This is a genomic window from Vibrio sp. 1159 (assembly GCF_033340395.1).
In the GTDB taxonomy this organism is placed as follows: Bacteria; Pseudomonadota; Gammaproteobacteria; order Enterobacterales; family Vibrionaceae; genus Vibrio; species Vibrio alginolyticus.
In genome coordinates this window covers 61,597-87,013 of sequence record NZ_JAWOWL010000019.1, presented here as the reverse complement: position 1 = coordinate 87,013, position 25,417 = coordinate 61,597, and the positions used below count along the sequence as shown (strand labels likewise).

The 25,417-nt window shown below is 44.4% G+C and carries 23 protein-coding genes; 7 read left to right on the top strand and 16 right to left on the bottom strand.

Features of this window, described 5'->3' with window-relative positions; genetic code table 11:
• Positions 1-8 precede the first annotated feature (8 nt).
• From R7127_RS15645 to R7127_RS15630, 4 genes are all read right to left on the bottom strand, one after another.
• Positions 9-1,208: a NupC/NupG family nucleoside CNT transporter gene (locus R7127_RS15645; RefSeq protein ID WP_172563346.1), complete on the bottom strand. Its 1,200-nt coding sequence runs from the start codon at positions 1,206-1,208 to the stop codon at positions 9-11.
• A gap of 257 nt (positions 1,209-1,465) precedes the next feature.
• Positions 1,466-2,410 (bottom strand): LysR family transcriptional regulator, encoded by a 945-nt coding sequence (locus tag R7127_RS15640; protein ID WP_172563347.1) that lies wholly within the window; start codon positions 2,408-2,410, stop codon positions 1,466-1,468.
• Between the two features lie 88 nt (positions 2,411-2,498).
• Positions 2,499-3,470 carry a lytic transglycosylase domain-containing protein gene (locus R7127_RS15635; RefSeq protein WP_054578015.1) on the bottom strand — a complete coding sequence of 324 codons (972 nt, stop codon included), beginning with the start codon at positions 3,468-3,470 and terminating at the stop codon, positions 2,499-2,501.
• Between the two features lie 48 nt (positions 3,471-3,518).
• Positions 3,519-3,800, bottom strand: coding sequence for a YcgL domain-containing protein (locus R7127_RS15630; RefSeq protein ID WP_005382303.1), 282 nt, complete (start codon positions 3,798-3,800; stop codon positions 3,519-3,521).
• Positions 3,801-3,997: 197 nt separating this feature from the next.
• Here R7127_RS15630 and minC point away from each other — a divergent pair, with 197 nt between their 5' ends.
• From minC to minE, 3 genes are read left to right on the top strand one after another with little or no spacing between them, the layout of a single operon-like run.
• Entirely contained in the window at positions 3,998-4,660 is a 663-nt protein-coding gene (gene minC, locus R7127_RS15625; protein ID WP_005382304.1) for a septum site-determining protein MinC, read from the top strand.
• Between the two features lie 17 nt (positions 4,661-4,677).
• Positions 4,678-5,490, top strand: coding sequence for a septum site-determining protein MinD (gene minD, locus R7127_RS15620; protein ID WP_005388331.1), 813 nt, complete (start codon positions 4,678-4,680; stop codon positions 5,488-5,490).
• Between the two features lie 2 nt (positions 5,491-5,492).
• Positions 5,493-5,756, top strand: coding sequence for a cell division topological specificity factor MinE (gene minE / locus R7127_RS15615; protein WP_005388332.1), 264 nt, complete (start codon positions 5,493-5,495; stop codon positions 5,754-5,756).
• A 77-nt stretch (positions 5,757-5,833) separates the two neighbouring features.
• Here minE and rnd read toward each other — a convergent pair whose 3' ends face one another.
• The 7 genes from rnd to R7127_RS15580 all read right to left on the bottom strand — a co-directional run bounded on the left by rnd (position 5,834) and on the right by R7127_RS15580 (position 13,327).
• The gene (gene rnd / locus R7127_RS15610; RefSeq protein ID WP_031777213.1) at positions 5,834-6,952 is read right to left on the bottom strand and encodes a ribonuclease D; all 1,119 of its coding nucleotides are present in this window, start codon (positions 6,950-6,952) and stop codon (positions 5,834-5,836) included.
• A gap of 79 nt (positions 6,953-7,031) precedes the next feature.
• Complete coding sequence (gene fadD / locus R7127_RS15605; RefSeq protein WP_005382216.1) at positions 7,032-8,723, bottom strand: long-chain-fatty-acid--CoA ligase FadD; 1,692 nt, start codon at positions 8,721-8,723, stop codon at positions 7,032-7,034.
• A gap of 106 nt (positions 8,724-8,829) precedes the next feature.
• Positions 8,830-9,684, bottom strand: coding sequence for an alpha/beta fold hydrolase (locus R7127_RS15600; protein WP_064376303.1), 855 nt, complete (start codon positions 9,682-9,684; stop codon positions 8,830-8,832).
• A 6-nt stretch (positions 9,685-9,690) separates the two neighbouring features.
• Positions 9,691-10,248 (bottom strand): Slp family lipoprotein, encoded by a 558-nt coding sequence (locus R7127_RS15595; protein WP_005382214.1) that lies wholly within the window; start codon positions 10,246-10,248, stop codon positions 9,691-9,693.
• A gap of 41 nt (positions 10,249-10,289) precedes the next feature.
• The gene (locus R7127_RS15590) at positions 10,290-10,595 is read right to left on the bottom strand and encodes a hypothetical protein (RefSeq protein ID WP_017819942.1); all 306 of its coding nucleotides are present in this window, start codon (positions 10,593-10,595) and stop codon (positions 10,290-10,292) included.
• A gap of 60 nt (positions 10,596-10,655) precedes the next feature.
• Entirely contained in the window at positions 10,656-11,357 is a 702-nt protein-coding gene (tsaB, locus tag R7127_RS15585; protein ID WP_064376304.1) for a tRNA (adenosine(37)-N6)-threonylcarbamoyltransferase complex dimerization subunit type 1 TsaB, read from the bottom strand.
• A gap of 29 nt (positions 11,358-11,386) precedes the next feature.
• Positions 11,387-13,327 (bottom strand): ATP-dependent DNA helicase, encoded by a 1,941-nt coding sequence (locus R7127_RS15580; RefSeq protein WP_053303287.1) that lies wholly within the window; start codon positions 13,325-13,327, stop codon positions 11,387-11,389.
• 218 nt (positions 13,328-13,545) lie between these two features.
• Between R7127_RS15580 and purU the strand changes: the two genes are divergently transcribed.
• Positions 13,546-14,379, top strand: coding sequence for a formyltetrahydrofolate deformylase (gene purU / locus R7127_RS15575; RefSeq protein WP_005382206.1), 834 nt, complete (start codon positions 13,546-13,548; stop codon positions 14,377-14,379).
• A 74-nt stretch (positions 14,380-14,453) separates the two neighbouring features.
• On the opposite strand, the gene R7127_RS15570 is transcribed toward purU, so the two are convergent.
• Positions 14,454-15,053 carry a VOC family protein gene (locus tag R7127_RS15570; protein WP_017634806.1) on the bottom strand — a complete coding sequence of 200 codons (600 nt, stop codon included), beginning with the start codon at positions 15,051-15,053 and terminating at the stop codon, positions 14,454-14,456.
• Positions 15,054-15,273: 220 nt separating this feature from the next.
• On the opposite strand from R7127_RS15570, the gene argS reads away from it, so the two are divergent.
• From argS to R7127_RS15555, 3 genes are all read left to right on the top strand, one after another.
• On the top strand, positions 15,274-17,007 hold the full coding sequence (gene argS, locus R7127_RS15565) for an arginine--tRNA ligase (RefSeq protein WP_025517318.1): 1,734 nt from the start codon (positions 15,274-15,276) through the stop codon (positions 17,005-17,007).
• 124 nt (positions 17,008-17,131) lie between these two features.
• A complete protein-coding gene (locus R7127_RS15560; protein WP_005382194.1) occupies positions 17,132-17,560 on the top strand; it encodes an HIT family protein in 429 nt (142 codons plus the stop codon).
• 150 nt (positions 17,561-17,710) lie between these two features.
• Entirely contained in the window at positions 17,711-18,232 is a 522-nt protein-coding gene (locus tag R7127_RS15555; RefSeq protein WP_005382193.1) for a YqhA family protein, read from the top strand.
• 108 nt (positions 18,233-18,340) lie between these two features.
• On the opposite strand, the gene R7127_RS15550 is transcribed toward R7127_RS15555, so the two are convergent.
• The 4 genes from R7127_RS15550 to R7127_RS15535 all read right to left on the bottom strand — a co-directional run bounded on the left by R7127_RS15550 (position 18,341) and on the right by R7127_RS15535 (position 25,281).
• Positions 18,341-18,571 carry a FeoC-like transcriptional regulator gene (locus tag R7127_RS15550; RefSeq protein WP_005382192.1) on the bottom strand — a complete coding sequence of 77 codons (231 nt, stop codon included), beginning with the start codon at positions 18,569-18,571 and terminating at the stop codon, positions 18,341-18,343.
• On the bottom strand, positions 18,568-20,844 hold the full coding sequence (gene feoB, locus R7127_RS15545) for a Fe(2+) transporter permease subunit FeoB (RefSeq protein WP_033906911.1): 2,277 nt from the start codon (positions 20,842-20,844) through the stop codon (positions 18,568-18,570). The genes R7127_RS15550 and feoB overlap by 4 nt, the downstream gene beginning before the upstream one ends.
• On the bottom strand, positions 20,844-21,071 hold the full coding sequence (locus R7127_RS15540) for a FeoA family protein (RefSeq protein WP_005382190.1): 228 nt from the start codon (positions 21,069-21,071) through the stop codon (positions 20,844-20,846). Before R7127_RS15540 ends, feoB begins: the two co-directional genes overlap by 1 nt.
• Before the next feature lie 832 nt (positions 21,072-21,903).
• Entirely contained in the window at positions 21,904-25,281 is a 3,378-nt protein-coding gene (locus R7127_RS15535; RefSeq protein WP_318142044.1) for a helix-turn-helix domain-containing protein, read from the bottom strand.
• Positions 25,282-25,417 lie beyond the last annotated feature (136 nt).

Sequence of the window (25,417 nt, the reverse complement as noted above, 5' to 3'; positions counted from 1 at the left end):
TATTTCAATTACAGACTTAAAATCACGCCCGCAATAGAAGCGCTCATTAAGTTCGCCATGACACCAGCGATAATCGCACGGAAACCATGCTTAGAAACAAATGCACGCTTTTCTGGTACCAAAGAGCCTAACCCACCAATCAGCATCGCCATGCTTGAGATGTTTGCAAAGCCACACAAAGCAAACGTCACGATTGCTTGTGAGTGTTCACTAAGTTGAGACTTCACTTCTGCAAGCTGGATGAAAGCGACGAACTCGTTCACCACGATCTTGTTACCAATAAGCGAGCCCGCCGTAATCGCCTCTTCCCATGGCACACCTAACAACCATGCGACAGGTGCAAATACGTAGCCTAAGATAAGCTCAAAGCTTAGTGTCGTACCAATAAGGTCTCCAACCCAACCTAGCATCCCGTTCAACAACGCGATTACGCTGATGAACGCTAACAACGTACCACCGACCGATACAGCGATACGAACACCCGCCATTGCGCCATCGGCTAACGCTTCAACCACGTTAGTTGCACGTGGAATTTCAACTTGGCTAATGTCGATATCTGCTGCTTTATCCGTATCTTCTGGCATTAAAATTTTTGCCATCAACAAGCCGGCAGGTGCCGACATAAATGCAGCAGCAATAAGATAATTGAGGTCGACACCCAGTGATGCGTAACCAACCAACGTTCCGCCAGCAACTGACGCTAAACCACCTGTCATAACTGCAAAGAACTGCGAGTCAGTCATGTGTTTTAGGTAAGGCTTTACCATTAATGGTGCTTCAATGGTGCCAACAAAGATATTCGCCGTAGCAGACAAAGACTCAGCACGACCGATACCTAGCAGCTTTTGAATACCACCACCGATAAAGTTAATGATTTTTGGCATCACACCAATGTGATAAAGACCTGAGATAAGAGAGGAGAAGAAAACGATGATACCCAGAACATTGATCGCAAAGGTGAAGCCCCCTGTCGCCAAATTACCGAATAAAAACGCAATGCCCTCTTGACCATAGTTGATCAAATTCGACACAACACTGCTCACTGAATTCAGCGCATCTCGTCCTGCTGGTACATATAAAACCAACAACGCAAACAGTACCTGCAAAGCAAACGCAAACGACACCGTTCTCAGCTTTATATTTTTTCTATTTGTAGAAAGTAGCCATGCTAGGAATAGTATGGCTACGATACCAATAATTGAGTTCATAAAATGAATCCGACAGAAGGGGGATATGGAAGGCACCGGATTGTATAGCGGACTCAAAATGCTGCAAGTTGAGGATGTTAACAGTGTGAAAAGTTTAAGCGACCAATAACTGACCAACAAAATAACCAATTGAATTTATTGAAGATAAACGTTTGCTTATTTTAATTATTTCCATATGGAAAATATGTTTCTGGTTCAGGAAAAATTTTTGTGAAGTGAATCACCTTATGTGTCGTTCTACAACGTCATTGATCCTGTTATTTAGGAATAGAGATGTAAGGCGCCAAACGTTGGTCCCAATGACAAGGGTTGCCGATCTTCTGTTTGATAAAGTTAATCACTGCGGATATTTTTTTTGGCATATGCTGGCGGCTTGGGTATACCGCATAAAACGGCATCGACTGGCTGGCTTTCCAGTCAGGTAACAGCTGTATTAACTTACCCGTTCTAAACTCATCCCCCAGCAAGTAAGTGGCAAGGTAGGCAATACCCCAACCTGCAGTAGCCGCATCCCGAACGGCTTCTGCCAGATCCACTGAATAGTTACCCGAGACTTTTACGTTCAATTCTTGCTGATCTTTGGTAAACGCCCACCCCGTATAGTCACGCTCCCAGCTTCTGTATATGAGGCAGTTGTGAGCAGATAGGTCATCCGGTTCTGCTGGCGTGTCATGTTTCAATAAGTAATCTGGCGATGCCGCAACAACAAACTGGCAATCCGTCAAACGCTGCGCAATGTAACCTTCAGGCAAATGCTCGTTGTTGGTTACCCATAAATCGAGCCCTTCGGCTAACATATCGACCTTATAGTCAAACAGATGTACTTCCACTTGAAGTTGAGGATATAGTTCGCGTAACTCTTGAATCGCTGGAATAATGTGTAAGGTACCAAATGATTGCGACAACCCAAGACGTACCAAACCTGCTACTTCATCCCGCTGGGTTTCCATCTCTAATGTGGCGCTGCTCACCGCTTGTACCACTTGCTCACAGTGATGAAAAAAGGTTTTCCCTGCCTCAGTCGGCGTAAAGCTTCGCGTAGTGCGTTGAACAAGCTTGATACCAAGAGACGCTTCTAACTGACTCAACTGTTTACTCACATGAGACACCGACACGCCTAAGCTCTTTGCAGCAGCTGTGAAGCTTTTGTGTTTAAGAAGAGCGGAGAAAATCACCATTTGTGCGGCACGTTCAGATAACACGCTTTACCTCGATTTGGTTATAGAAAAAACAAAGGGCTCCGAAGAGCCCTTGTATTGAAGACTGAATGCCAAATTGTTTGATGGCAGATCAGTATTTAATGCGGTCAGCCAAGTGACTCACAGCAAGTGCGAAGTAGTAAGAGCGGTTCCACTTCATCAATACGTTGTAGTTATTGTAAACCAGATACGTACGACCATTCTCGTCGTCCGGCATGATCAACCATGCTTTGATGTCTTCATCCAGTTTTGGCAACGGGCTACCGTCATATTTTGTGATACCTAATTGGCTCCACTCTTGAAGGTATTTGCCTTTTTCAGCCGTGCGCCCTTCCAGGCTGCGATCAATATTTTTAGGAACCTTAACTTGGCGACCCCAAGTATATTTATCATCCCAACCAGACTTGCTCAAATAGTTAGCGGTTGATGCAAACACGTCCGCTTCAGATTGCCATATGTCTTTTTTACCATCACCGTTGCCGTCAGCAGCAAAACGAAGGAAAGAGCTTGGCATAAACTGGCATTGACCCATCGCACCAGCCCATGAGCCTTTAAAGTTCTCTAGCTCAATATGGCCTTGATCGAGGATCTGCAGTGCCGACATGGCCTCTTTACGGAAAAACTCTTCACGACGGCCTTCAAATGCCATTGTGGATAGTGCATCAATCACTTTAAAGTTGCCGGTAAACTTACCAAAGTTACTTTCAACTCCCCAAAGTGCCACAATAAAGCGCGGGTGGACACCGTACTCATCGCCTATACGCTTTAGCTCAGTGTAATGCTCTTTGTAGAGTTGTCTGGCTTGCTTCACCTTCCATTCAGGCACCGCGCGAGGAATGTACTCATCCAATGTCAGTTTCTTTTCTGGTTGGTTTCGGTCCGCTTTTACTGCTCGCGGCTTGTACTCAACATTAGCAAAAGCAGCACTAATGACCTGCTCTGAGATACCTTTATCACGAGCTTCAGCACGCAGCTTATTCAAGTATTCATCAAAACCCTCGCTACTTGCAAAAGCCGAGGTACACATACCAACGCTAAGCATGGTAGCCAGTATCTTTTTCATATTGCCCTCCTTGAGCAAGGCAGAAATCCCAGATGAAAAACGATGACGTTATTCGCCTTTCTGCTGGGCTTTTTGTTCTTTGTACTTTTCTAATAGGTTCTCCGGCGGCGGTGGAACCTGAAGAAAGAAGCCATCATTTTGTAATGAAGCCTTCACTTTTTCGATATCAACTTGTGCCAATTTACGGCCATCAAGTTTAATCGTCATGACAGCGATAGGCTTACCGAACATCTGCATTAAGGTGTCAGGAACCTGTGAAAAATCATCCTTTTTCGGAATATAGAGATAAGTACCTTCTTTTTTCGAGCTTTTATAAATAGAACAAAGCATGACACGCCTTTTATGCTGATTTAGCCGCGTTGAGTGCGGATTAGGTTGAAAACGTCAAATTCTCGCAAACTTAATAGCAAATTTGAGATTAATTCACCTATTTGCCCACGAGAGAACTTGCTGCGTCAAAGGATGAAATATAACATGACATACCTAGTTTAAGGCAACGCTCTTTCAATAAAGGCAAGAAGTCCACGATGACCCATTCACCAGACCTTAAAGGTAGCAGTTTTACATTGTCAGTTTTACACCTTTCTGACAATGAGATCGCAAAGACTGTCGAATTTTTGCAAGAAAAAGTTTCTCAAGCACCTTCTTTTTTTGCATCCGCGCCTTTGGTAATCAATATAGCAAAAGTACAAGGCGACATTGATTTCCCTAAGCTTAAACAAGGCATCTCAGATGCCGGTTTTATTCCGGTCGGTGTAACGGGCTGTAAAGACAAGCGTGTACAAAACCTTGCTTCCGAAGCTGGCTTCGCCATTATGTCGGCGAGCAAATCGCCAAGCCAAGCACCTGCCAAAATGGCACCAACGAAAGTAGTTCGTACGCCTGTCCGCTCAGGACAACAGATCTACGCAAAAGATGGTGATTTGGTGGTGCTAGCGCACGTAAGTGCAGGTGCTGAAGTCATTGCTGACGGCTCTATTCATATCCATGGCACACTTCGAGGTCGTGCGATTGCAGGAGCAAGTGGTCAGCAGGAAGCGCGTATTATTTGCCACGATTTACAAGCAGAACTGGTATCCATTGCGGGTGACTACTGGTTAAGCGATCAAATTGAAAGCGAGTACTGGCAAAAGAAAGTAATGATCAGTAAAGCCGATGAATCATTACATTTAGAAGTTCTCGCGATTTAATCTAAAAAGGAAAAAAAATGGCACGCATTATTGTAGTAACGTCTGGTAAAGGTGGCGTTGGTAAAACCACTTCAAGCGCAGCCATCGCCTCTGGTCTAGCTCTTAAGGGAAAAAAGACCGCGGTGATCGATTTTGACATCGGTTTGCGTAACCTCGATCTAATCATGGGCTGTGAGCGCCGCGTCGTGTATGACTTTGTGAACGTCATTAACGGCGAAGCGACATTAAACCAAGCGCTGATCAAAGATAAGCGCACGGACAACCTATTTATTCTTCCTGCTTCTCAAACTCGTGATAAAGACGCACTGACAAAAGATGGTGTTCAGCGCGTATTCGGCGAACTTGATGAAATGGGCTTTGATTTCATTATTTGTGATTCACCAGCAGGTATCGAGCAAGGCGCGTTAATGGCCTTGTACTATGCCGATGAAGCCATTGTCACAACGAACCCAGAAGTCTCTTCTGTACGTGACTCTGACCGCATTCTCGGTATTTTAGATTCTAAGTCACTGCGTGCAGAGCAAGGGCTAGAGCCAGTAAAACAGCACCTGTTACTGACTCGCTACAACCCATCTCGCGTCACTCAAGGCGAAATGCTAAGCGTTGAAGACGTAGAGGAGATCTTACATATTCCACTACTGGGCGTGATTCCAGAAAGCCAAGCCGTGCTTAACGCGTCAAACAAAGGTGTGCCAGTCACTTTTGACGATAACACCGATGCGGGTATGGCTTATTCTGACACCGTTGATCGCTTATTAGGCAATCAGGTTGAATTTCGTTTCCTTACTGAGGAGAAGAAAGGACTCTTTAAACGACTCTTTGGAGGCTAGACATGTCATTATTAGAATTTTTCCGTCCACAGAAGAAAACTTCTGCGAATCTAGCTAAAGAGCGTTTGCAAATCATTGTCGCAGAGCGCCGCAGCCAAAATGATCCTGCGCCGTCTTACTTGCCTCAATTAAAAGAAGACATCTTGAAGGTGATCAGCAAGTACGTGGCAATTGATCCAAATATGGTTGACTTAACATTTGAGCACAAAGACGACGATATCTCAGTTCTTGAGCTGAATGTGAAGCTACCAGACGAAGAAAAGTAATCAGTTTCTCTCGCCAGACGAATGCTCTAATTAGAACGAAAAAGGTTGGCATCGAGGCCAACCTTTTTCATCTTTCATTACTTTAATGCTTTATTCATCTTGTCGCCGAGTAAATCCAAACGCCACCCTTGCATCAAATCAGGCAATACTTCTGGGTCACGATCTTTTTTCCAAACCCAACTGATCAACTGATTGATCTGCTTTTTAGAGGCAAGGAACTCCGTGGCTAAACCTGACTTCTGCGAAGCAGATTTCACCAAGTCTTTCATATTTTTGAAGACCTGCTTGTAACCCGGATAGTCCATTAAACGCTCAATTTTCGCAGGATACTCTTCAGAAGGTGTTTGCTTCGCTTGCTTAACAATCGCGGCAATCTTCGCGCCATGGCGGTTAATCGCTCGGATATCAATATCTTCTGCTTCCATCTTCTTAAAGTTCGTTAAACCAAGACGAGCGACCGTTAATAGATCACCTTCTTTGAAGATAAAGTTCAGCGCTAAATCTCGTTTGATTGCTTCACGATAACGCCACGTCGCCAATGGCTTTAAAATAGCCAGCTCAGAAGGTTTTAATTGCCAAGCGCCCTTAATATCAAGGTAGGCATTCTCTTCATTGGTTACGCGAATACGTTTCGAAACGAGTAAATCACTTTCTTGCTGTACAGCTTCCCACCAACCTGCTTGCGTCACCTTATCGAACAGCTTTTCGTATAACGGTAACAAGTAATGAACATCTGCGGCAGCATAATCTAATTGCTTTTGTGTCAGTGGACGAGCCATCCAGTCGGTACGTGATTCACTTTTGTCGAGCTCTACGCCTAAATATTCTTCCACCAGCGATGCGAAGCCTGTCGATAGGCCGTGACCGAGAAAAGCGGCCATCAGCTGCGTATCCACCATAGGGAATGGTGTACAACCAAAAGCGTTTTGGAAAACTTCTAAATCTTCACCACATGCGTGCAGCACTTTTAGCACAGAAGTATCTTTTAATAGCGCTACAAACGGCGTCATATCCGTTAATTCAGTCGGATCAATCAGCGAGAGGCGATTACCATCGAAAAGCTGAATCAGACCTAACTGCGGGTAGAAAGTGCGAATACGAACGAATTCGGTATCCAGCATCACTACGTCTGCCTCTCGGGCATGAGTGCAAACCTCTTCTAGGTCTTTGTTTTTAGTAATAATTTGATAGTTCACATACTTCTCGCTATAAAAAATGCCAGCAAAACGCTGGCATTCTATCATTTTTTAAATCTCTCGACTCGACGAAATCGGCTTATGCGCTTTTCTTCGCAAGTTCAGCGTCATTCTCTTCGCGTAAAACACGACGCAAGATCTTACCGACATTGGTTTTAGGTAAGTCTTCGCGGAACTCAACCAACTTCGGAACTTTGTAGCCAGTTAGGTGTTCTCGACAATGCGCGATCACTTCGTCTTTGGTCAAGCTCGGATCGCGTTTCACGACATAAATCTTCACTAATTCACCAGACACTTCATGCGGCTGACCAATAGCAGCAACTTCAAGTACTTTGCCGTGAAGTGCTACAACGTCTTCGATTTCGTTCGGGTAAACATTAAAGCCTGATACTAAGATCATGTCTTTCTTACGGTCAACGATATGCAGGAAGCCTTCGTCATCGAACTTAACGATGTCGCCAGTTGATAGCCAGCCGTCTTCGTTAATCGTATCTTTCGTTGCTTCAGGTCGTTGCCAGTAACCTTGCATAACCTGAGGACCACGAACTTGAAGTTCACCAGTTTCAGTATTCGCAAGAGCGTTGCCTTCTTCATCCACGATACGAACTTCTGTTGATGGTACCGGCAGACCAATAGAGCCATTGTATTCAACAAGATCATGCGGATATGCCGCCACCAACGGAGAACACTCTGTTAGACCGTAACCTTCGAGCAAATAGCAACCCGTGGTCTTTTGCCATCTTTCTGCCACTGAGCGCTGCACTGCCATGCCGCCGCCAACGGCTAAACGTAGATTACTGAAATCCAACTCGTGGAAATCTTCATTATTGACCAATGCATTAAATAAGGTATTCACGCCCGTAATCGCAGTAAACGGATGCTTTTGTAGCTCTTTCACGAACCCTGGAATATCTCTTGGGTTGGTAATAAGTAAGTTACGACCACCCATTTCAACAAACAGCAGACAGTTTACGGTAAGAGCAAATACGTGATACAGCGGTAACGCTGTCACGACTAATTCACGCCCCGGAGATAAAACCGGTCCGTACGCGCCTTTTGCCTGTAGAACGTTCGCAATCATGTTGCGGTGAGTCAGAATCGCGCCTTTCGCGACACCTGTCGTCCCCCCCGTATATTGCAGGAATGCAATGTCATCCCCAGACATAAACGGTTTAACGTATTGTAGACGACGACCTTTACGTAGAGCCTGACGCATTGAGATTGCACCAGGTAAATCGTACTTAGGCACCATGCCCTTAACGTACTTCACGACAAAATCGACAATCGTACCTTTCGCTCGTGGCAGCATTTGACCAAGACTGGTTAACACTACGTGTTTGACTGGTGTTTTATCGACAATTTGTTCTAGCGTGTTCGCAAAGTTAGACACAATCACAATCGTCGTCGCACCTGAGTCATTCAATTGGTGTTCAAGTTCACGAGGAGTGTAAAGTGGGTTAACGTTTACGGCGATACAACCTGCACGCAAAATACCAAATAATGCTACTGGGTATTGCAGTAAGTTTGGCATCATCAGAGCAACGCGGTCACCCTTTTGCAGTTTTAACTCGTTTTGCAGATACGCTGCGAATGCGCGACTACGCTCTTCCAATTTACGGAAGGTCATAACCGAGCCCATGTTCATGAATGCTGGTTGGTCTGCATATTTTTGTACAGACTGTTCAAACATTTCTACCAAAGACTCATATTGCTCTGGATTAATGGTTTCAGGTACGTCACTTGGATAACGTGAAAGCCATGGTTTATCCACGATGTTACTCCTCGTTTATAACTGGCTAAAAAATAGCGTCCTTTTTATTTTGAAAGCTATTACAGCACAGCGAACGTGCTTGAGCACGCAACTCTCAAACACTTGTTTAAATTTTGTTAACTACACCAAGAATTCGCGTTGCGACCTCGAGTATTTGCTCTAAATGACAGTGATGACCACCCTTGACAGAAACCACTTGCGGTGGGCTCTCTCCCCAATCAGCTTGGTTAGATGGTAAATTCTGAAATCCTTGATCGCCTAATACAATCAAATGAGGACAACGTATTTGGCTGGTAATCGAGTTAGCATGCGCTTGCGCCATTCGGTAAAGCGACGCACATTTTAACTTGGCGTCATGCCGCCAATACCATTTATCTCCTCGCTGCTCTGTTCCACGCTCGACTATCGGTAGAAGCTGCTCAGCGGTTAATTGGTTGGCTTGCATGCGTAATTTTAACGCCAGATCGAAGGAGGCAATGGCTCGCTCTGGCTTGTTTTGCTGTCTTATTCGACTTAAAACGCCATCGCGAAGACGAGGCAAACTGTTAATAGGCTCTTCAGTAAGAGGTCCTGCTCCCTCAATTTGCACAAGACCTTCGACCTGCTCTGGAAACGCAGCACTATAGCAACTTGCGATTAAAGCACCAAGTGAATGCCCTACTAATATCAGTCTGTTTGGTGATAATTCGTCCAAAAACTGATACAAATCGGCAATATAGTCGTGAAAGGGGTAATAATTATCGTGAGATTTATGACTCGATAAACCGTGACCAAAATGATCGATGGCGAGGAGGTGTAAGTGAGGATTAAGTTGATTCAACTGCTCCATGAGCGCTTTAAAGCTGCCCGCATTATCTAACCACCCATGAAGAAAAACGACTGACAAGTCAGCCGTTTTCTCGTTCCCTATCTCAAGGGCTGCCATTTTGCCGGCAGGAAGCTCGAATTGACGCTCATGCATCGCAGATTATTTGACCTGTTTTATCACTTTACCGTCTTGTGGGAAATCATTACGCCACATGCGGCAGTTAATCGAGTAACATGGGTAAAAGTAGGTTGGCGAGTCATACATGCGTACACGTTCTTCAATTTTCCATAAACGGTACCCTTCCCCCTTTATTACCGGGAAGATGTAACCGTGCTCACCGATCTTTCCTTCTTCTTCCCCTGCTCCTTTGCCTACAACCGTCACCAAACGGCCTTCACTAAAGGCGACAGGCTCTAAATAGCCATCAAAATAGGCGACAAAACGTCCCGTAGGCTCTTCATCGATATCAGGTTTACCAGACTTACTGATAGGAAGGTTTACAATCTCTAGACGCGTTTTATCTTTAAAGTTATCCACTTTAGCGATGATTCCACCAAGGCGAACATCTTCACTCACTTGCCCCTGAGACTCAGCAAAAGCTTTATAGTCTGTAACGACCAATTCTGTGCTTGCATTTAGCTCCTCAGGCAACGAGCTACACGCAGACAAACCAACCGTAGCAAATAATGCGAGAAAAAACCGTCCAAAAACCTTCATAAACCACCTTTCAATATTAGTAACCCCAAGCTGGGGAGATCTCACACGTAAATATCGACACCAAGTAATTGAGCCAGTTCCTCTTTTTTAGCTCGATTCATGACATCCATGTACTGCTCCATTGCTTTACGTGCGCCCCCTTCAGGAAGGTCATATTGCACTTGAGCTCGGTGAATTTGGGACTCATCCACGTGTTTTATGGAGTGCGCCACGGCGTTAGCAACCTTTGAAGGCTGACCTACAGGCTGCTTTGTTTGTGATTTATTTACCTGCTTCTTTTGACTGGCTTTATGAGTGCGATTTGCACCGGGAATCAAAGAAGGAGGCAAGCCATTAATCGACGCCATAGCACTCCATAAAAATACAGGGCAAACGCCCTGCTTTTTGTCAGGTTAATGAAAAACGGACTATTCGCGACCAGGAAGTTTTTTCCATGTCACATTATCACGTAAATAAACAGGGCTCGAATCTTCGACCGGCACGGTATTACCCTTTTTAAATTCTTGTTCAGCAAGAATCACGATGTCTTGTGAATCAGGGTACAGAACGTCACCATGCGTCAAATTAAACGGTAGGCCTGCTAATACTTCTTGGTAAGCATCCCAACCAGTACCTGCTGTCGTCCACGTTTTGTCGTCTGCTTGTGCTTCTTCAACGAGACGTGCTGGTGGAATTACGCACTCTGCATCCACCCCTGCCCACTCACCGTTTGCTTGGCGAGTGTAACGTGCCCAGTAAACTTCACCCATACGTGCATCAATGGCCACAGCGACATCGGTCACACCATGTAAGCGATAGCTACCTTGAGCCATTGCAGCCAGCGTTGAAACGCCGATCATAGGTAAGTCAGCACCGAACGCCAAACCTTGTGCGATACCAATACCGATACGAACGCCAGTAAAGCTACCTGGACCACGTCCAAACGCTAACGCATCCAGCTCTTGTAGAGTCAGGCCAGCTTCTTTGAGTACTTCATCAACCATTGGCAGTACTTTTTTGGTGTGATCGCGTGGTGCAACCGCGCTACGTGAAATCACTTGATCATTAGCCAACAACGCAACTGAACAGTTTTCAGTCGCTGTATCGATAGCAAGAATTTTTGCGCTCATTTAACTCTCTACAACTCTCATTTATTGGGTTATGCCTCAGCACTTGCGTCTGTGACAGATTGTTCTGCTTTCAGGAATGCTTTGATTCCATCTAAGTCTCGCGTCCTTGGGATAGGTGGTAGACTTCCGAGGAAAATACCACCATAGTCTCGCGTGACAAGGCGATTATCACAAATGATCAACGCACCGTGATCCTTCTGATCTCGAATTAATCGCCCGACTCCCTGCTTTAACGTAATCACTGCATCCGGGATTTGTACTTCAGCAAATGGTTCACCGCCACGTAATCGACAATCCTCGATACGGGCTTTGAGTAACGGATCGTCAGGGGCGGTAAACGGTAATTTGTCGATAATAACACAGCTCAGCGCATCACCTCTAACATCAATCCCTTCCCAGAAAGCGCCCGTCGCCACGAGTAAAGCGTTACCCAGTTCCATAAACTCCGCCAAGGTTTTCTGCTTACTCATCTCCCCTTGCATTAACACAGGCAGCTCAAGTACTTCTCGGAACTTCTCACCTAGTTCACGCATCATGCTGTGCGAGGTACATAAAAAGAAGCAGCGACCATCATTTTCTTCAATCACCGGAGCAAGCATTCGGACTAACTTATCCGCTAAGCCGTTACTGTTTGGCTCTGGCAAATACCTTGGCACACAAAGGCGCGCTTGTTTTTGATAATCAAAGGGGGACGGCAGAGAAAATTGCTTTGTAGGCTTGAGGCCAAGGCGCTCAGTAAAGTGCTTGAAGTCGCCCGATACAGCTAGGGTTGCTGACGTGAAAATCCACGCGCCTTGTTTAATCTCTATTTGCTCATGGAACTTGTCCGCGACAGAAAGAGGCGTAATGTGCAGAGCGAAATGACGAGGCGAGGTATCGTACCAGTATGAGTAACCGGTAATATCGACATCACAGACGCGGTCGATGCGGCCTTTGATCAAATTGGCTCGTTCAAAAGCGGTATCCAGTAATTGACTGCGCCCTAAAGCTATTTTGAGTACATCAATCGCCAATTCGAGGCTGTCAGTTAAGCGCAATAATTCTCGCTTAATAGAACCTGATTGCAACGCCTCACGCCAGTTGCCACGAAAGCCTGGCTCACCTAATACAATCCGCATGTCCATTGCGCTTTGCATGAGTTTGTCGCCCACTTTTTGCAATTGACGCATATCTTTGGCTTCGGTGCGGTAGGCTATTTCAATGTCTTTGGCAAGATCGTGAATTTGGCGGCTTGAAACTGACTGGCCGAAATATTCGCTCGCAATATCTGGCAACTGATGAGCTTCATCAAAAACAAACACATCGGCTTCTGGAATCAGTTCACCGAATCCTGTTTCTTTGATCGCTAAATCAGCAAGAAACAAGTGATGGTTCACTACAACAATGTCGGAATCCATGGCTCGCTTACGCGCTTTCAATACAAAGCAATCGGTGTAGCTCGGACACTCTTTACCTAAACAGTTATCATTGGTTGAGGTGATGGTCGGAATGATCATGCTGTCTTCTGGCAGATCATCACAATCACCAAGGTCACCTGTTTTGGTTTCTGATGACCAAGCACGCACTTTAACCAGTTGAGTTAATAACGTCGGGTCAGATTCATTAGTGTGGCTTTCGACCATTTGGCGGCTCAAACGATCCAAACACAGATAATTAGAACGCCCTTTTAATAATGCCACTTGACCATAAAAACCAAGCGCATTGACCATGAGCGGTAAGTCCCGATGGTACAACTGCTCTTGCAAGTTTTTCGAGCCTGTACTGATAATCACTTTTTTACCGCTCAACAGCGCAGGGACTAGGTATGCGAAGGTCTTACCGGTTCCGGTTCCTGCCTCCACCACCAACTGGGTTTGATCTTTGATCGCACTGCTGACGGCTTCCGCCATATCGATTTGTGGCTGACGAGCTTGAAAGCCAGGAATGGCCTTACCTAACGCGCCATCAGAGGAAAAAGTTTTTGCGATCATGCTTGGTATTGAGTTTGAAAAATTATCGAGAGTATATCAGAGGAATAGGAGTGACATCAGCCCACAATCTGACCAGCTTGCGGCGACACAAGGATATTTTGTTGAAACCAACGTAAGAATAGATTATTTATGGTGAAACATGGCAGTACAGTTACACCCGCCAGGGAATAATAACAAATTCGTACGCTAAAATATTAATGCATGGAAGTACCTGATTTATGGAAAAGAAAACACTGTTGACCCACTGTTCTGACGCCCCGGGTCTCATCTCGAAAATTACTAATATCTGTTACAAGCACCAACTCAACATCGTTCACAATAACGAATTTGTTGATAATACCAGTGGCCACTTTTTCATGAGAACGGAGCTAGAGGGATACTTCAACGATCAAACGTTTCTTGCCGACTTGGACCAAGCTCTCCCGCAAGGTGCTAAGCGTAAATTGGTTGGCTCTCGCCGTAAGCGCATCGTCATTCTCGTCACAAAAGAAGCGCATTGTTTAGGCGATATTCTGATGAAAACCTACGATGGAAGCCTAGATGTTGAGATCGCCGCTGTGGTGGGGAATTACGACAAACTGCAAACTCTCACTGAACGCTTCGACATTCCTTACCACCATGTGACCCATGAAAACCTTAGCCGTGAAGAACACGAGCAGAAGATGCTAGAAGTGATCGATCAATACGATGCTGACTTTTTGGTGCTAGCTAAATACATGCGCGTATTAACGCCGACGTTTGTTGAGAAATATCACCACAAAATCATTAATATTCATCACAGCTTCTTACCTGCTTTTATTGGCGCGAAGCCATATCAACAAGCTTACGATCGCGGTGTGAAAATCATCGGTGCAACAGCACACTTCGTGACTAATGATTTAGATGAAGGGCCGATCATCAAGCAAGACGTAATTCCTGTCGACCATACATTCAATGCCCAAGATATGGCGCAAGCGGGACGCGATGTAGAGAAGAACGTATTGAGTAAGGCTTTGAATAAAGTGATCAATGACCACGTCTTTGTTTATGGGAATAAGACAGTGATCCTTTAAGTTCATCGCTTTTGAATGAAAGAAAGGGTTGCTCATTTGCAAACCTTTCTTCTTTCTAGTCGTTCAAAACTTGCTTATTCAGCCTGCTCAGACTCCACAATACGCTTAAGTGAATGCGGGTGCAGTTTGATACAAATGTCTTGGTACTTAAACGCCACCGTTGGGTTGTTCAAGCGTTCGCCATCCCCTTTCGGGCTCGACAGTTTGATCTTCACACCCAGCTCTTCCAACTCATTAAAACGCGCCCCAAACGCTGGGTAAGTGTGTTTCAAATCAGCAAGAAACTCGTCTGCAGTTTCGGCATGAGACGGAATAACAAACTCCACATGTTCCCAGCTTTCAGTTGAGTAGATTTTGCCTTCCGCAGGGTATGGCAGTTCCAGACACTCAATCTTCCAGCCACGACTTTCCAACGCTTTATCGAATTCGATAACGATGATTGGGCGACCGTTGATTTTCGCTTGTGAAATCACCTTACCGTATTGATTCCATGCTTCATGCGCGGCTTTTGCTGTTTCAGTATCATTAATTCGCAGCGCAATATGGTCAGCTTGAGCAAAGCTCAGATCCAGTTTTAACAGGGATGCAAGCTCTTCAATCTTCGCCATAAATGCATCCAGATCTTGGATCATCAATTTAGGCGCTAGGCGTTTTTCAACTAGTTGAGTCGTCATTGTGGCTCTCTTTTGGGGCGATTTATCTCATTACTCTGAGCGCAATAGTAAACTCAAACCAAACCACATTTCCATTCAATCGAAAAAGTATAAATTTCCCCAATTCCTCTCTGTATGAAAAGCAATAAAGTTGTTATCATTAGCCCCATTTTTGTGAACTCCAACAGAACTCGGCACTTACTTCGCCGAGTTCTTCGTCCTTGAATTGAAGGAAACGCGTGTGAATATCCAAGCACTTATTAATGACAAAGTATCTCAGGCTCTAGAAGCCGCTGGCGCACCTGCAGGCAGTCCTGCGGCAGTACGCCAATCAGCAAAGCCACAATTTGGTGACTACCAAGCAAACGGCGTAATGGGCGTTGCTAAAAAACTGGGTACTAACCCACGAGAATTTGCACAGAAAGTACTGGATGTTCTAGACCTAGATGGTATTGCAAGCAAGACAGAAATCGCTGGTCCTGGTTTCATCAACATTTTCCTAAGCGAAGAGTTCCTAGCAAAACAAGCGGAAGCAGCACTGGCTGACTCACGTCTTGGCGTTGCAGCAGACGAAGCTCAAACTATCGTTGCCGACTACTCTGCACCAAACGTTGCTAAAGAAATGCACGTTGGTCACCTACGTTCAACCATCATCGGTGATGCGGTAGTACGTACTCTTGAGTTCCTAGGTCACAAAGTGATCCGTGCGAACCACATCGGCGACTGGGGTACTCAGTTCGGTATGCTTATCGCAAACCTTGAGCGTGTACAACAAGAGTCTGGCGAAGTTTCTATGGAACTTGCGGACCTTGAAGGCTTCTACCGCGAATCGAAAAAGCTGTACGATGAAGATGAAGAGTTCGCAGTAAAGGCGCGAAACTACGTGGTAAAACTGCAAAGCGGTGACGAGTACTGTGCAGAAATGTGGAAAAAACTCGTTGATGTAACCATGATCCAAAACCAGCGCAACTACGACCGTCTAAACGTGTCACTGACTCGTGACGACGTGATGGGCGAGAGCATGTACAACGACATGCTTCCTAAGATCGTTGCAGACCTAAAAGAACAAGGTCTTGCCGTTGAAGATGATGGCGCGCAAGTTGTATTCCTAGATGAATACAAGAACAAAGATGGCGAACCAATGGGCGTTATCGTTCAAAAACGCGATGGCGGTTTCCTATACACAACAACAGACATCGCATGTGCAAAATATCGTTATGAAGAGCTAAGCGCAGACCGTGTGCTTTACTTCATCGACTCACGTCAACACCAGCACCTAATGCAAGCTTGGACAATTGTTCGTAAAGCAGGCTACGTACCTGAGTCAGTATCTCTTGAGCACCACGCGTTCGGCATGATGCTTGGTAAAGATGGTAAGCCATTCAAGACTCGTGCGGGTGGTACCGTTCGCCTTGCCGACCTTCTAGATGAAGCAGAAGTTCGTGCAGCACAACTGATCGAATCTAAAAACCCTGAGCTAGATGCGGAAGAAAAAGAGAAGATCTCTAAAACAGTTGCAATGGCAGCGGTTAAATACTCTGACTTATCTAAACACCGTACGACTGACTACGTGTTCGATTGGGACAACATGTTAGCGTTTGAAGGTAACACAGCACCATACATGCAATATGCATACACTCGCGTAGCTTCTATTTTCGCTAAAGCTGGTGTTGCTATGGACGCTCTCCAAGGCGACATCAAAATCACTGATGAGAAAGAGAAAGCACTTATTGCTAAACTTATGCAGTTCGAAGAAGCGGTTCAATCTGTCGCTCGCGAAGGCCAACCGCACATCATGTGTAGCTACCTATTCGAACTAGCAGGTCAGTTCTCTAGTTTCTACGAAGCGTGCCCTATCCTAGTTGCTGAAGACGAAGCTGTGAAACAAAGCCGTCTGAAACTAGCTGCGCTAACAGCGAAGACCATCAAGCAAGGTCTGTCTCTACTAGGTATTGATACTCTAGAGCGTATGTAATCCGCTTTTACGTAGGTAGCTTAAGTAGCACAAGCTAAATGATGACAAAGGTTGACGTGAAAGCGTCAACCTTTTGTTTTATCTGGCGTATACTGATGTCATTCAATTCAAATCGGACAACATAATGAGTTTTGAACTGCACCCTCAACTGGCAAAAGACACCACCGTTATCGGCCACTTCCCACTGTGTGTGGCGCTTCTGCATAAAGATAACGCCGTGCCATGGGTTATCTTGGTCCCTAAACGTGCAAACCTAAAAGAGCTTCACCACTTGCCAATGCAAGAACAGCAACAGTTTTTGCTAGAGTCTCAAGCGGTAAGCCAAGCACTGGAAGCAACATTCCGTCCAGACAAGCTAAACCTTGGTGCGCTAGGTAATATGGTGCCACAGCTGCACATTCACCATATTGCTCGCTTCAAAGATGACGTAGCATGGCCGGGACCGGTTTGGGGTAACACCAAAGGTGAATTCCGTACAGAAGAAGAGCAAAACGAATTGCTTGGTCGCATTAAAAATGTGCTGTCACTGAGTTCTATTTTCCAAAAAGCATAAGCACTGCTAGCGAAAATAATTCGCCTTTGAATACGGCTGAAATAGACAGAGAAAGATTAATACGTATTTGTAACAATCTTTCTCATTTTTCTGGGATTATCACTAAAATAAAACTTGTTTAGACTACCAGCTCAGTTAGAGAGGGTCATCATGAAACAAGTCTTCAACACATTCCGATACGTCAGCTGGATCGCCATTATCTGTTCTATGGCTGCTTCATTCTTGCTTTTTCTTATGGGTGCAGCAAAAACCTATTCGGCATTTGCGGTCTTCATTCTCAATCAAACACCTCCAGAAGCACTCGCACATTTAGATAAAGCAGACATCGCGATCGCTTATTTGATCAAGTCACTGGATACGTTTCTTGTCGCACTAGTTTTGTTCATCTTTGCTCACGGCATCTACACACTATTTATTTCCAACAAAGCTAAAGCGAAAACACAAGAGCAGTCGGTTTTGCATTGGATCAGAACCCCAAACATCGGCCATCTAAAAAACATTTTGGCTGAAGTCATCATCGTGATCTTGTTTGTGAAGTTCTTAGAGCTCGTGCTGATTAACTTCGACAGCTTAGATTGGACGATCTTAACATTACCTATTTCGATTTTAGTTTTAAGTCTTGGTTTAAAGTTCCTAGAGTTAGGCGCGACTAAACACTCTGAAGAACATTAATTTCGCTGTATTCACAAACAATAACCAGCAAAATAAAAGCCGCATCATTGCTGATGCGGCTTTGTCGTTTTTACGTGATAATTTTTAGGTGACTAATTTTGATAGTCGCTACATGGTGACTGTCAGAGACAAACCATCTTGTTTAGTCACTGAGTAGCGAACACGAGTCACGTCATGAGCTTTATTAGTGTCGACTAGGCGGCTAATTTTGCCCTTCTTAATCCACACGTTTAACATCGCGTCGGCGCCATCTTCACTCATCCCAAACTGTTTAGCCAGATCTGACTGGGAGACGGTTCCTTTGTCTGCAATGTATTGATAAAGCTCTTTTAAAATCATGCTACTTGCGCCTCTAATGCACCGTTTTGTTTCTTACCAACTTGTTTGAACACACGGTATGTGCCAAAGAAGATAGCTACGATCACAGCCATCCAAATACCACTTGTTACTGGGCTATCTGCGAAATGCGTCAATTGGTTGTAGAACGTCGCACATAGGTAAGCCAAGCCCATTGTCCAAACCGCGATAAAGCGTGCGAACTTATGACCAAACTCACGTACGTAAGCACCCATCGCCGCCACACAAGGAGTGTACAGTAGGATAAAGATTAGGTAAGCAAATGCGGCATTGCCAGAAGCAAACTGCGATTTAATGTTACCGAAGATAGAAGCATCGACTTCTTGTTCTTCGGCAACGGCATTTGAGTCAGTTAAGTCACCCACTTCAATACCTAGTGGATCTGAGTAGCTCAAACCGGCTAAGTTTTCAGGGATACTCATTACTGCCTCTTCTAGGCTGCCCATTAGATCAAATTCTGCGTCTTCACCGTCACTTGGCGTCGTGTATAGACTGTTAAGCGTACCAACTACCGCCTCTTTTGCGAAGATACCAGTAATGATACCTACCGTCGCTGGCCAGTTATCTTCTTGAACACCGATTGGCGCGAATACTGGAGTTACAACTTGCGCAGCTTTAGAAAGCACCGAGTTTTCGCTGTCTTCATTACCAAAACTGCCATCAGTACCCAATGAGTTGAAGAAACTCAGAATAGCAACAACGATAACGATGGTTTTACCTGCACCAAGTACAAAGCGCTTTAGCTTTTGCCAAGTTTTGATCACCACGTTTTGTAGCGTCGGAAGCTCGTAATCTGGCATTTCCATCACTAGGCTATCGCTGCTACCTGGGTAAAGCGTGTGCTTAAGGAAAAGACCTGTGAAGATCGCTGCCACAATACCAAGTAGGTAAAGTGCGAATACAATGTTCTGGCCAGAACCTGGGAAGAATGCCGCAGCGAATAGCGCGTATACAGGCAGACGAGCACCACATGACATAAATGGCGCCATAGATGCAGCCAGTTTACGCTCACGTTCTTGGTCTAGAGTACGAGTTGCCATGATTGACGGAACGTTACAGCCAAAACCAAGAACCAACGGTACAAATGCTTTGCCCGGTAGGCCGATCTTCTGCATCACTTTATCTAGTACGAATGCTGCACGAGCCATGTAACCTGAGCTCTCAAGTACCGCTAGGAACAGGTACAAACACGCGATAACCGGAATGAAGGTTGCAACCGTCTGGATACCACCACCGATACCATCAGCAAGAACCGTCACTAACCACACAGGCAAATGACCGTCTAACAAGTGATGCCCACCATCAACCAACAATGCGCCCACACCAATGTCAAAAAAGTCGATAAATGCACTACCGATGTTAATCGAGAACATAAACATCAGGTACATAACAACAAAGAAGAAAGGAATTCCAATCCACTTGTTCAAAATAAACTGGTCGAGTCTTTCAGTCACACTACGACTTAACTTGCCTTCGCTTCGGCGAACTTTTTTACACTGTTCATGCAGATGCGTGTACTTAGTATCCGCGACATGCAAATCGATATCCAAATCTAACGTCGTAATGACTTCCAAGACTTTGCTTCTATCAATATCAGAAAGACTATTGAGCACCATTGTGTCTTTTTCAAGCGCACGAATCGCTAGTGCACGATGAGCGACGGTTTGGTCGTTAAAAAGTGCGGAAACCGTTTGAATTGCCGACTCCATCTTCTCACCATAATGCAAAGACAATTCTTTAAGTGGCACTCCTTGAACGATGGATTTATGGAGCTTTTCTTTAAACTCTGCCACTTGAGTTTTATTGGTTGCAGATAAACTGACAACCGGACAACCTAACGTTTTCTCAAGCTCTGCAACGTTAATCATCTGACGTTCACGCTTTAGCGCATCCATCTTGTTGAGGACAACAATCATAGGGCGACCAAGTTCGCGAAGTTGCAGCGTCATATATAAGCTGCGCTCTAAACTTGTAGCATCCACCACGTTAATAATGAGATCAGCAGGATGAGTTAGAACCGCACGCGATGCGATGGATTCATCAATACTATTACTATCATTACCACTGTCTAATGAGTAAATACCCGGAAGGTCAGTGAGCAAAAACTCATCCCCAGCATGCTTGAATTGTCCCGTTTTCTTTTCAACCGTGACGCCTGCCCAGTTACCAACTTGCTGTTTTGCGCCAGTTAAACCATTAAATAGCGTCGTTTTACCACTATTAGGGTTACCTACGGTTAGCACTTGATATTGCATTACACTCGCTCCACTTCAATTTTCTGAGCAATTGTTTCTCGCAATGCGACAGACACACCACGGACTTCGACTTGTAAAGGATCGCCCATTGGCGCACGTCGAATCACTTTGACTTCTGTATTGGGAAGCAGCCCCATTACCATGAGTTTCTTTCTGATATCTGATGAAAGACCATCTAACAACCGAATCGTCACCGTATCGCCAGGATTAATCTCTGATAACTTCATAGTGGCCCTTAAGAGTATTGCTAATGAGAAATATTATTATTTAATAAGTTTAGGTTGCCAATATTACTCCCCTATACCCCTTCAATCCTTGTGTGAAATCAAAGATTCCGTAAATGTTTTCACGCTTTCAAACGTTAACTTCGTAAATTTCCTCTCGTTATTTACGTCAAAATTAACAATTAAAAATGACACCTAACGAAACAAAAATGTCACAAACCAAGATAGAAAACAAAAAATGCAAATTAAAACAGTGGGTTAATTAAAAAACAAAACGTTGTCGCTTTTCTCATATAAACATGGCGTTATTTTTATAAGAAAAATAAGTAACCTCTCGTATAGTTACTCCATCGAGAGGGCAACCTCTCTAATAAATTCCAGAGGTGGCATGGCAACATGTCACTCCGGCAGCAAGCGAAGGTGTCCTTGACACCCGTGGTATAGTCCCCCCGGCTATACCACGATATTTTTTTCACCTCTTTCAAAACTTCTTTACCTTATCCATCTTTTCAACACAGTTTTCGTTTTCACGAATGTCGCATGCCATCACTCCCCCAAATGAACAACGCTCTTTTGATACAGCAATACAACTGTCATTTATTTGTTGCAACTATCAGTAAATCATTCTCTTGAAGCCATTTATGCTTATTGCTATGAACATCGCGACTAACAGATAGAACGTGATCGTGCTTACGTGTTGAGAATGGATTTGTAGGCTAGATGTGATGAAGAAACAATGAAACTTACTGCGTTAGCAACTGCAGCAATAATAGAGCACTGTATGCAGCTCCCCAGCATCTTAACTATTAACTAGGGAGCGTATAATGAAGGTTTTCTAGTTAATTTCTTGGCTTTCTTGAGTCAAAGCAAACTTGGATGGGGGCAAACCAAAATGCAGCTTAAACTTTTGGCTAAAGTAAGATGGATCATTAAAGCCAGAGTTAAAGGCGACTTCACTGATTTTCTCACCCGCCAATAACTTTTCACACGCCGTTTCCAAACGAACCTCTGTGACATAGTCTTTTAACGTTCTTGACGAGGCAGATTTAAAACGTCTCTGCAAAGAGCGTTCAGACATATACAGCATTTTAGCGGCTGACGCAGTGCCAAATTCAGGATCATGGTAATGCTCTGCCACTAATTGATAGACTTTTTGCAACCACTCTTTCTCTGGTGTGACTTGATCTTCTGCAATAGTTACAGGATTGAGTTCTTGCTGCGGTTCATCCAGATAACTCCTTTCCTTCGCAGATGGCCATGTAATCTCGACTTTGTTTTGAGCATCAGAAGAGAAGACAGCCAAATAACCACCACTCGTTGTCACTAGTTGGGCAAGGTGGTCAATACTCAACTCAGAGTGATTTAAGTTAGATGGAAGCCCAGTCGCGACTTTATTAGGTAATTGCGTCCCGTAATCAAGAAAGCTCAATGACACAATATCATGCCCCTTTTCTAGCATAATTCTAACCGTTTGACCTCGGAAAGAGCGCTTGATGATATTGGCAAAAATGCTATTGAAAATAACATCAAGATTAAAACTTTCCAGAGCAACCCGGCTCTGCTTGCTCTCATCTTCTAGCTCTACCAAAATACCCGCTTTTGCAAAGTCATCTTGCCATACATCAACCACTGACTGAGTTATCTGACTCAAGTCGTAGTTCTGACTCCCACCACTTACATCACTTGGAACGCTTTTGAGTTCATTTAACTGCCAATTCGTTTTAGCCAAATGATCCTCTGTCGCAGTGTCCAGAGGCATAGGTAGTTTCGCCACAATAAAGTCGACGCTTGATTTTATGGATAGAGCTACATGGTCTACGAGTAGGTTTCTAACTTGAATCTGTTTACGTAATTGCTGGTTGCTCGTAAGCAACACTCTACTTTGATTTCTTAACTGATTCGTTTTGAGAGTCACTTGAGCTGCTAGATCACGGTTAGCCTGTACAACGTAGCGAGAGCGCCAGAAAACAAGTAATGCGACGACCGCAATACTAGCTACGACAAAGCCTAAAATAGCAAATCGCGATAGATACCAAGGATGAAGGACGATAAAGTGAGATTCTAAACCAACGACTCCAGCGGCAACTTGAGACGCATTACTGACCTGCAAGTGATATTCACCGGAACTAAGGTGCTCGAGTGTCAGTTGGCCCCCCTCTAACGTTTGCCATGGGTCATCGTTGTTCAATCGATAGTACAAATTTTGACTGTCTGGTTTTGGCATCACACCGAATAAAAAACTCAGCGAAGATCCATATGGCAGTGTGAGCCCATTCAGATCGGCACTACCAACTTGCAGAACTTCATTTTCAAGCACAACTTGGCTAACAATAAACTTAGACTCTGGGGGATTAGATACAAGCAGCTTGGATGCTTCTGCTTTTACGAGTCCGTACTTCGACCCCAGAACAAGCTCTCGCTCACCAATTTCTGTCTGCTGTATAACGCTACAAATACCAGGGAGGAACTCATTGTTCATTAAGCCTGATGACGATGAGTAATGTTTCACTAACTCACCCGAAAGGTGGTAATAGCTTAAACCGACAGAGGAAGCTAACCATACACCTTGCCTGTCTCTGATCAAGCAAGCAGGTCTGGCGTTGGGTTCACTCATTTCAACAACACGTTTTTCATCGCTTCGTGTATCAGTTTTAAACACACCATAAGATGAAGCAAACCACTGGCTGCCATCAACCGCCGTGGTCATGTCTAATGATTCACCAAACTTTTCTGAAAAACGGATAAACTGGATGTTGTCATTACTGTATTGGTATACGCCATGATCGGTGCCTATTAATAGGGCATCTTCAATATCATATAGGCGCGTAACCTTAGCAGGCAAATACTGACTTACTAGCCACTCACTTCCAAAGTTTCGTACGCTTTGTGCAGCAGTATCAACATTGTAAAGATGGTATCCGCTTGATACCCAAAGACGGTCATCACCATCAACGGTCACATGCTCTACGGCATGTCCGGCCATAACCTGTAAATAAGGAAATGTAATCTTGTTGAGACCATTTAGATCAAATATTTCCAGCCCTTTTGAGGTTGCAAGCCAAAGCATGCCGTTTTGAAACGCAAATTCATTGATCTGCGACTCCAACTCTAAGACTTGGTTAATCCCACTCTTTCCTGAACGATAAATCTTTCGGTCATCAGCAAACCAAAGCGCACCATCAGGACCTTCAATAGTTTGCCGAATTCGTCCTGATAGGGTGTGTGAGTCATAACTACTAAAGGTCACTCGTTCAAATTTTTTACTAAATAGCGAGTAATAACGAATACCTTGGTTAGTCGCAATCCACATCCCTCCTATATTGTCGCTCAACAACGAATAAATCTTCGTGTTGTCTAACTCTAACTCAAGAAAACTTGCAGGCGCGACTTCGGTGACCTCACCTGAAAAAAATGAGTACAAATAAAGGCCATGCTCTGTCCCCACCCAATACTCTTGATTTGTCTCTGCGAATGTCAAAACATGTGAGCCGCCAATTCTAATCACTTCTTTATCAGGCTGGTAAATGTTGAAAATTAAAGCGCCACGCAATGTACCTATCAAAATTTCTCTTCGCGTGTGTGAATAATAGACTTTCTCAATGTAGTTTTGACCTGAGGCAGCGACATGGTCAAACTTATCACCTTCAGAAAGATAGAAGCCGGAAGTCGTTGCTAGTGCCCACTTCGTTTCAACTAGCACCGCATCATTAATGTAAACGTAGCTATTATTACTATGTTGATAGAGCTGCAATAGAGAGAAAGAGTTTAATTCGCTAGTGTCGATATTGTAGGTATAGAAATGCGCGCCATCACTCACCCAAATATAGTTCTTTGAAGACCCTATTTTTCTTATTTGTGAGCCTGGATTTAAACTAAAGACTAAACGTCGTTCCTGATTTGGATAGGTTCGATAGACCTCATTTTCAATAAAGGTCCAAAAAGCACCTTTATGATAAGCCAACTGCTTAGCCGACGTTTGTAGGAAGCTACCTGATTTAGGTAATATAGTTTGACCATCGTAAAACAGGACTCGTCCGTGTACGTCATGAATCCACAAACCGCCCTTTTCACCCAAGAACAACTTTTTAGCCGCGATAAAAGTACCCTTTGCCTGAGTTGGCAAAGGGTAAAAGATTGCATTTGCATTATGAAGCGCAAATGCTTGGTAGGATAAGACAAAGCCCAACAGAGCAAGGGCTAATTGGCGTAGCAAGACGAAAACCTTTTGTATCAATTTGTGCTCGGAAAGTGACCGTTCATCGTTTGTAAAGCATGGATTGATACGGTTATTTTGAGCTGATAATTATTGGTAATGATATCTCAATTACTTTCTGAGAAAAGGCTCGCCT

Coding starts and splice junctions, on each gene's coding strand:
- R7127_RS15600 (WP_064376303.1), bottom strand. CDS start 9,684: ATGCATGAGCGTCAATTCGAGCTTCCTGCCGGCAAAATGGCAGCCCTT.
- minC (WP_005382304.1), top strand. CDS start 3,998: ATGACCCATTCACCAGACCTTAAAGGTAGCAGTTTTACATTGTCAGTT.
- R7127_RS15540 (WP_005382190.1), bottom strand. CDS start 21,071: ATGAAGTTATCAGAGATTAATCCTGGCGATACGGTGACGATTCGGTTG.
- R7127_RS15580 (WP_053303287.1), bottom strand. CDS start 13,327: ATGATCGCAAAAACTTTTTCCTCTGATGGCGCGTTAGGTAAGGCCATT.
- R7127_RS15590 (WP_017819942.1), bottom strand. CDS start 10,595: ATGGCGTCGATTAATGGCTTGCCTCCTTCTTTGATTCCCGGTGCAAAT.
- purU (WP_005382206.1), top strand. CDS start 13,546: ATGGAAAAGAAAACACTGTTGACCCACTGTTCTGACGCCCCGGGTCTC.
- R7127_RS15560 (WP_005382194.1), top strand. CDS start 17,132: ATGAGTTTTGAACTGCACCCTCAACTGGCAAAAGACACCACCGTTATC.
- R7127_RS15595 (WP_005382214.1), bottom strand. CDS start 10,248: ATGAAGGTTTTTGGACGGTTTTTTCTCGCATTATTTGCTACGGTTGGT.
- R7127_RS15645 (WP_172563346.1), bottom strand. CDS start 1,208: ATGAACTCAATTATTGGTATCGTAGCCATACTATTCCTAGCATGGCTA.
- feoB (WP_033906911.1), bottom strand. CDS start 20,844: ATGCAATATCAAGTGCTAACCGTAGGTAACCCTAATAGTGGTAAAACG.
- R7127_RS15630 (WP_005382303.1), bottom strand. CDS start 3,800: ATGCTTTGTTCTATTTATAAAAGCTCGAAAAAAGAAGGTACTTATCTC.
- R7127_RS15570 (WP_017634806.1), bottom strand. CDS start 15,053: ATGACGACTCAACTAGTTGAAAAACGCCTAGCGCCTAAATTGATGATC.
- R7127_RS15550 (WP_005382192.1), bottom strand. CDS start 18,571: ATGATTTTAAAAGAGCTTTATCAATACATTGCAGACAAAGGAACCGTC.
- tsaB (WP_064376304.1), bottom strand. CDS start 11,357: ATGAGCGCAAAAATTCTTGCTATCGATACAGCGACTGAAAACTGTTCA.
- R7127_RS15555 (WP_005382193.1), top strand. CDS start 17,711: ATGAAACAAGTCTTCAACACATTCCGATACGTCAGCTGGATCGCCATT.
- R7127_RS15635 (WP_054578015.1), bottom strand. CDS start 3,470: ATGAAAAAGATACTGGCTACCATGCTTAGCGTTGGTATGTGTACCTCG.
- minD (WP_005388331.1), top strand. CDS start 4,678: ATGGCACGCATTATTGTAGTAACGTCTGGTAAAGGTGGCGTTGGTAAA.
- minE (WP_005388332.1), top strand. CDS start 5,493: ATGTCATTATTAGAATTTTTCCGTCCACAGAAGAAAACTTCTGCGAAT.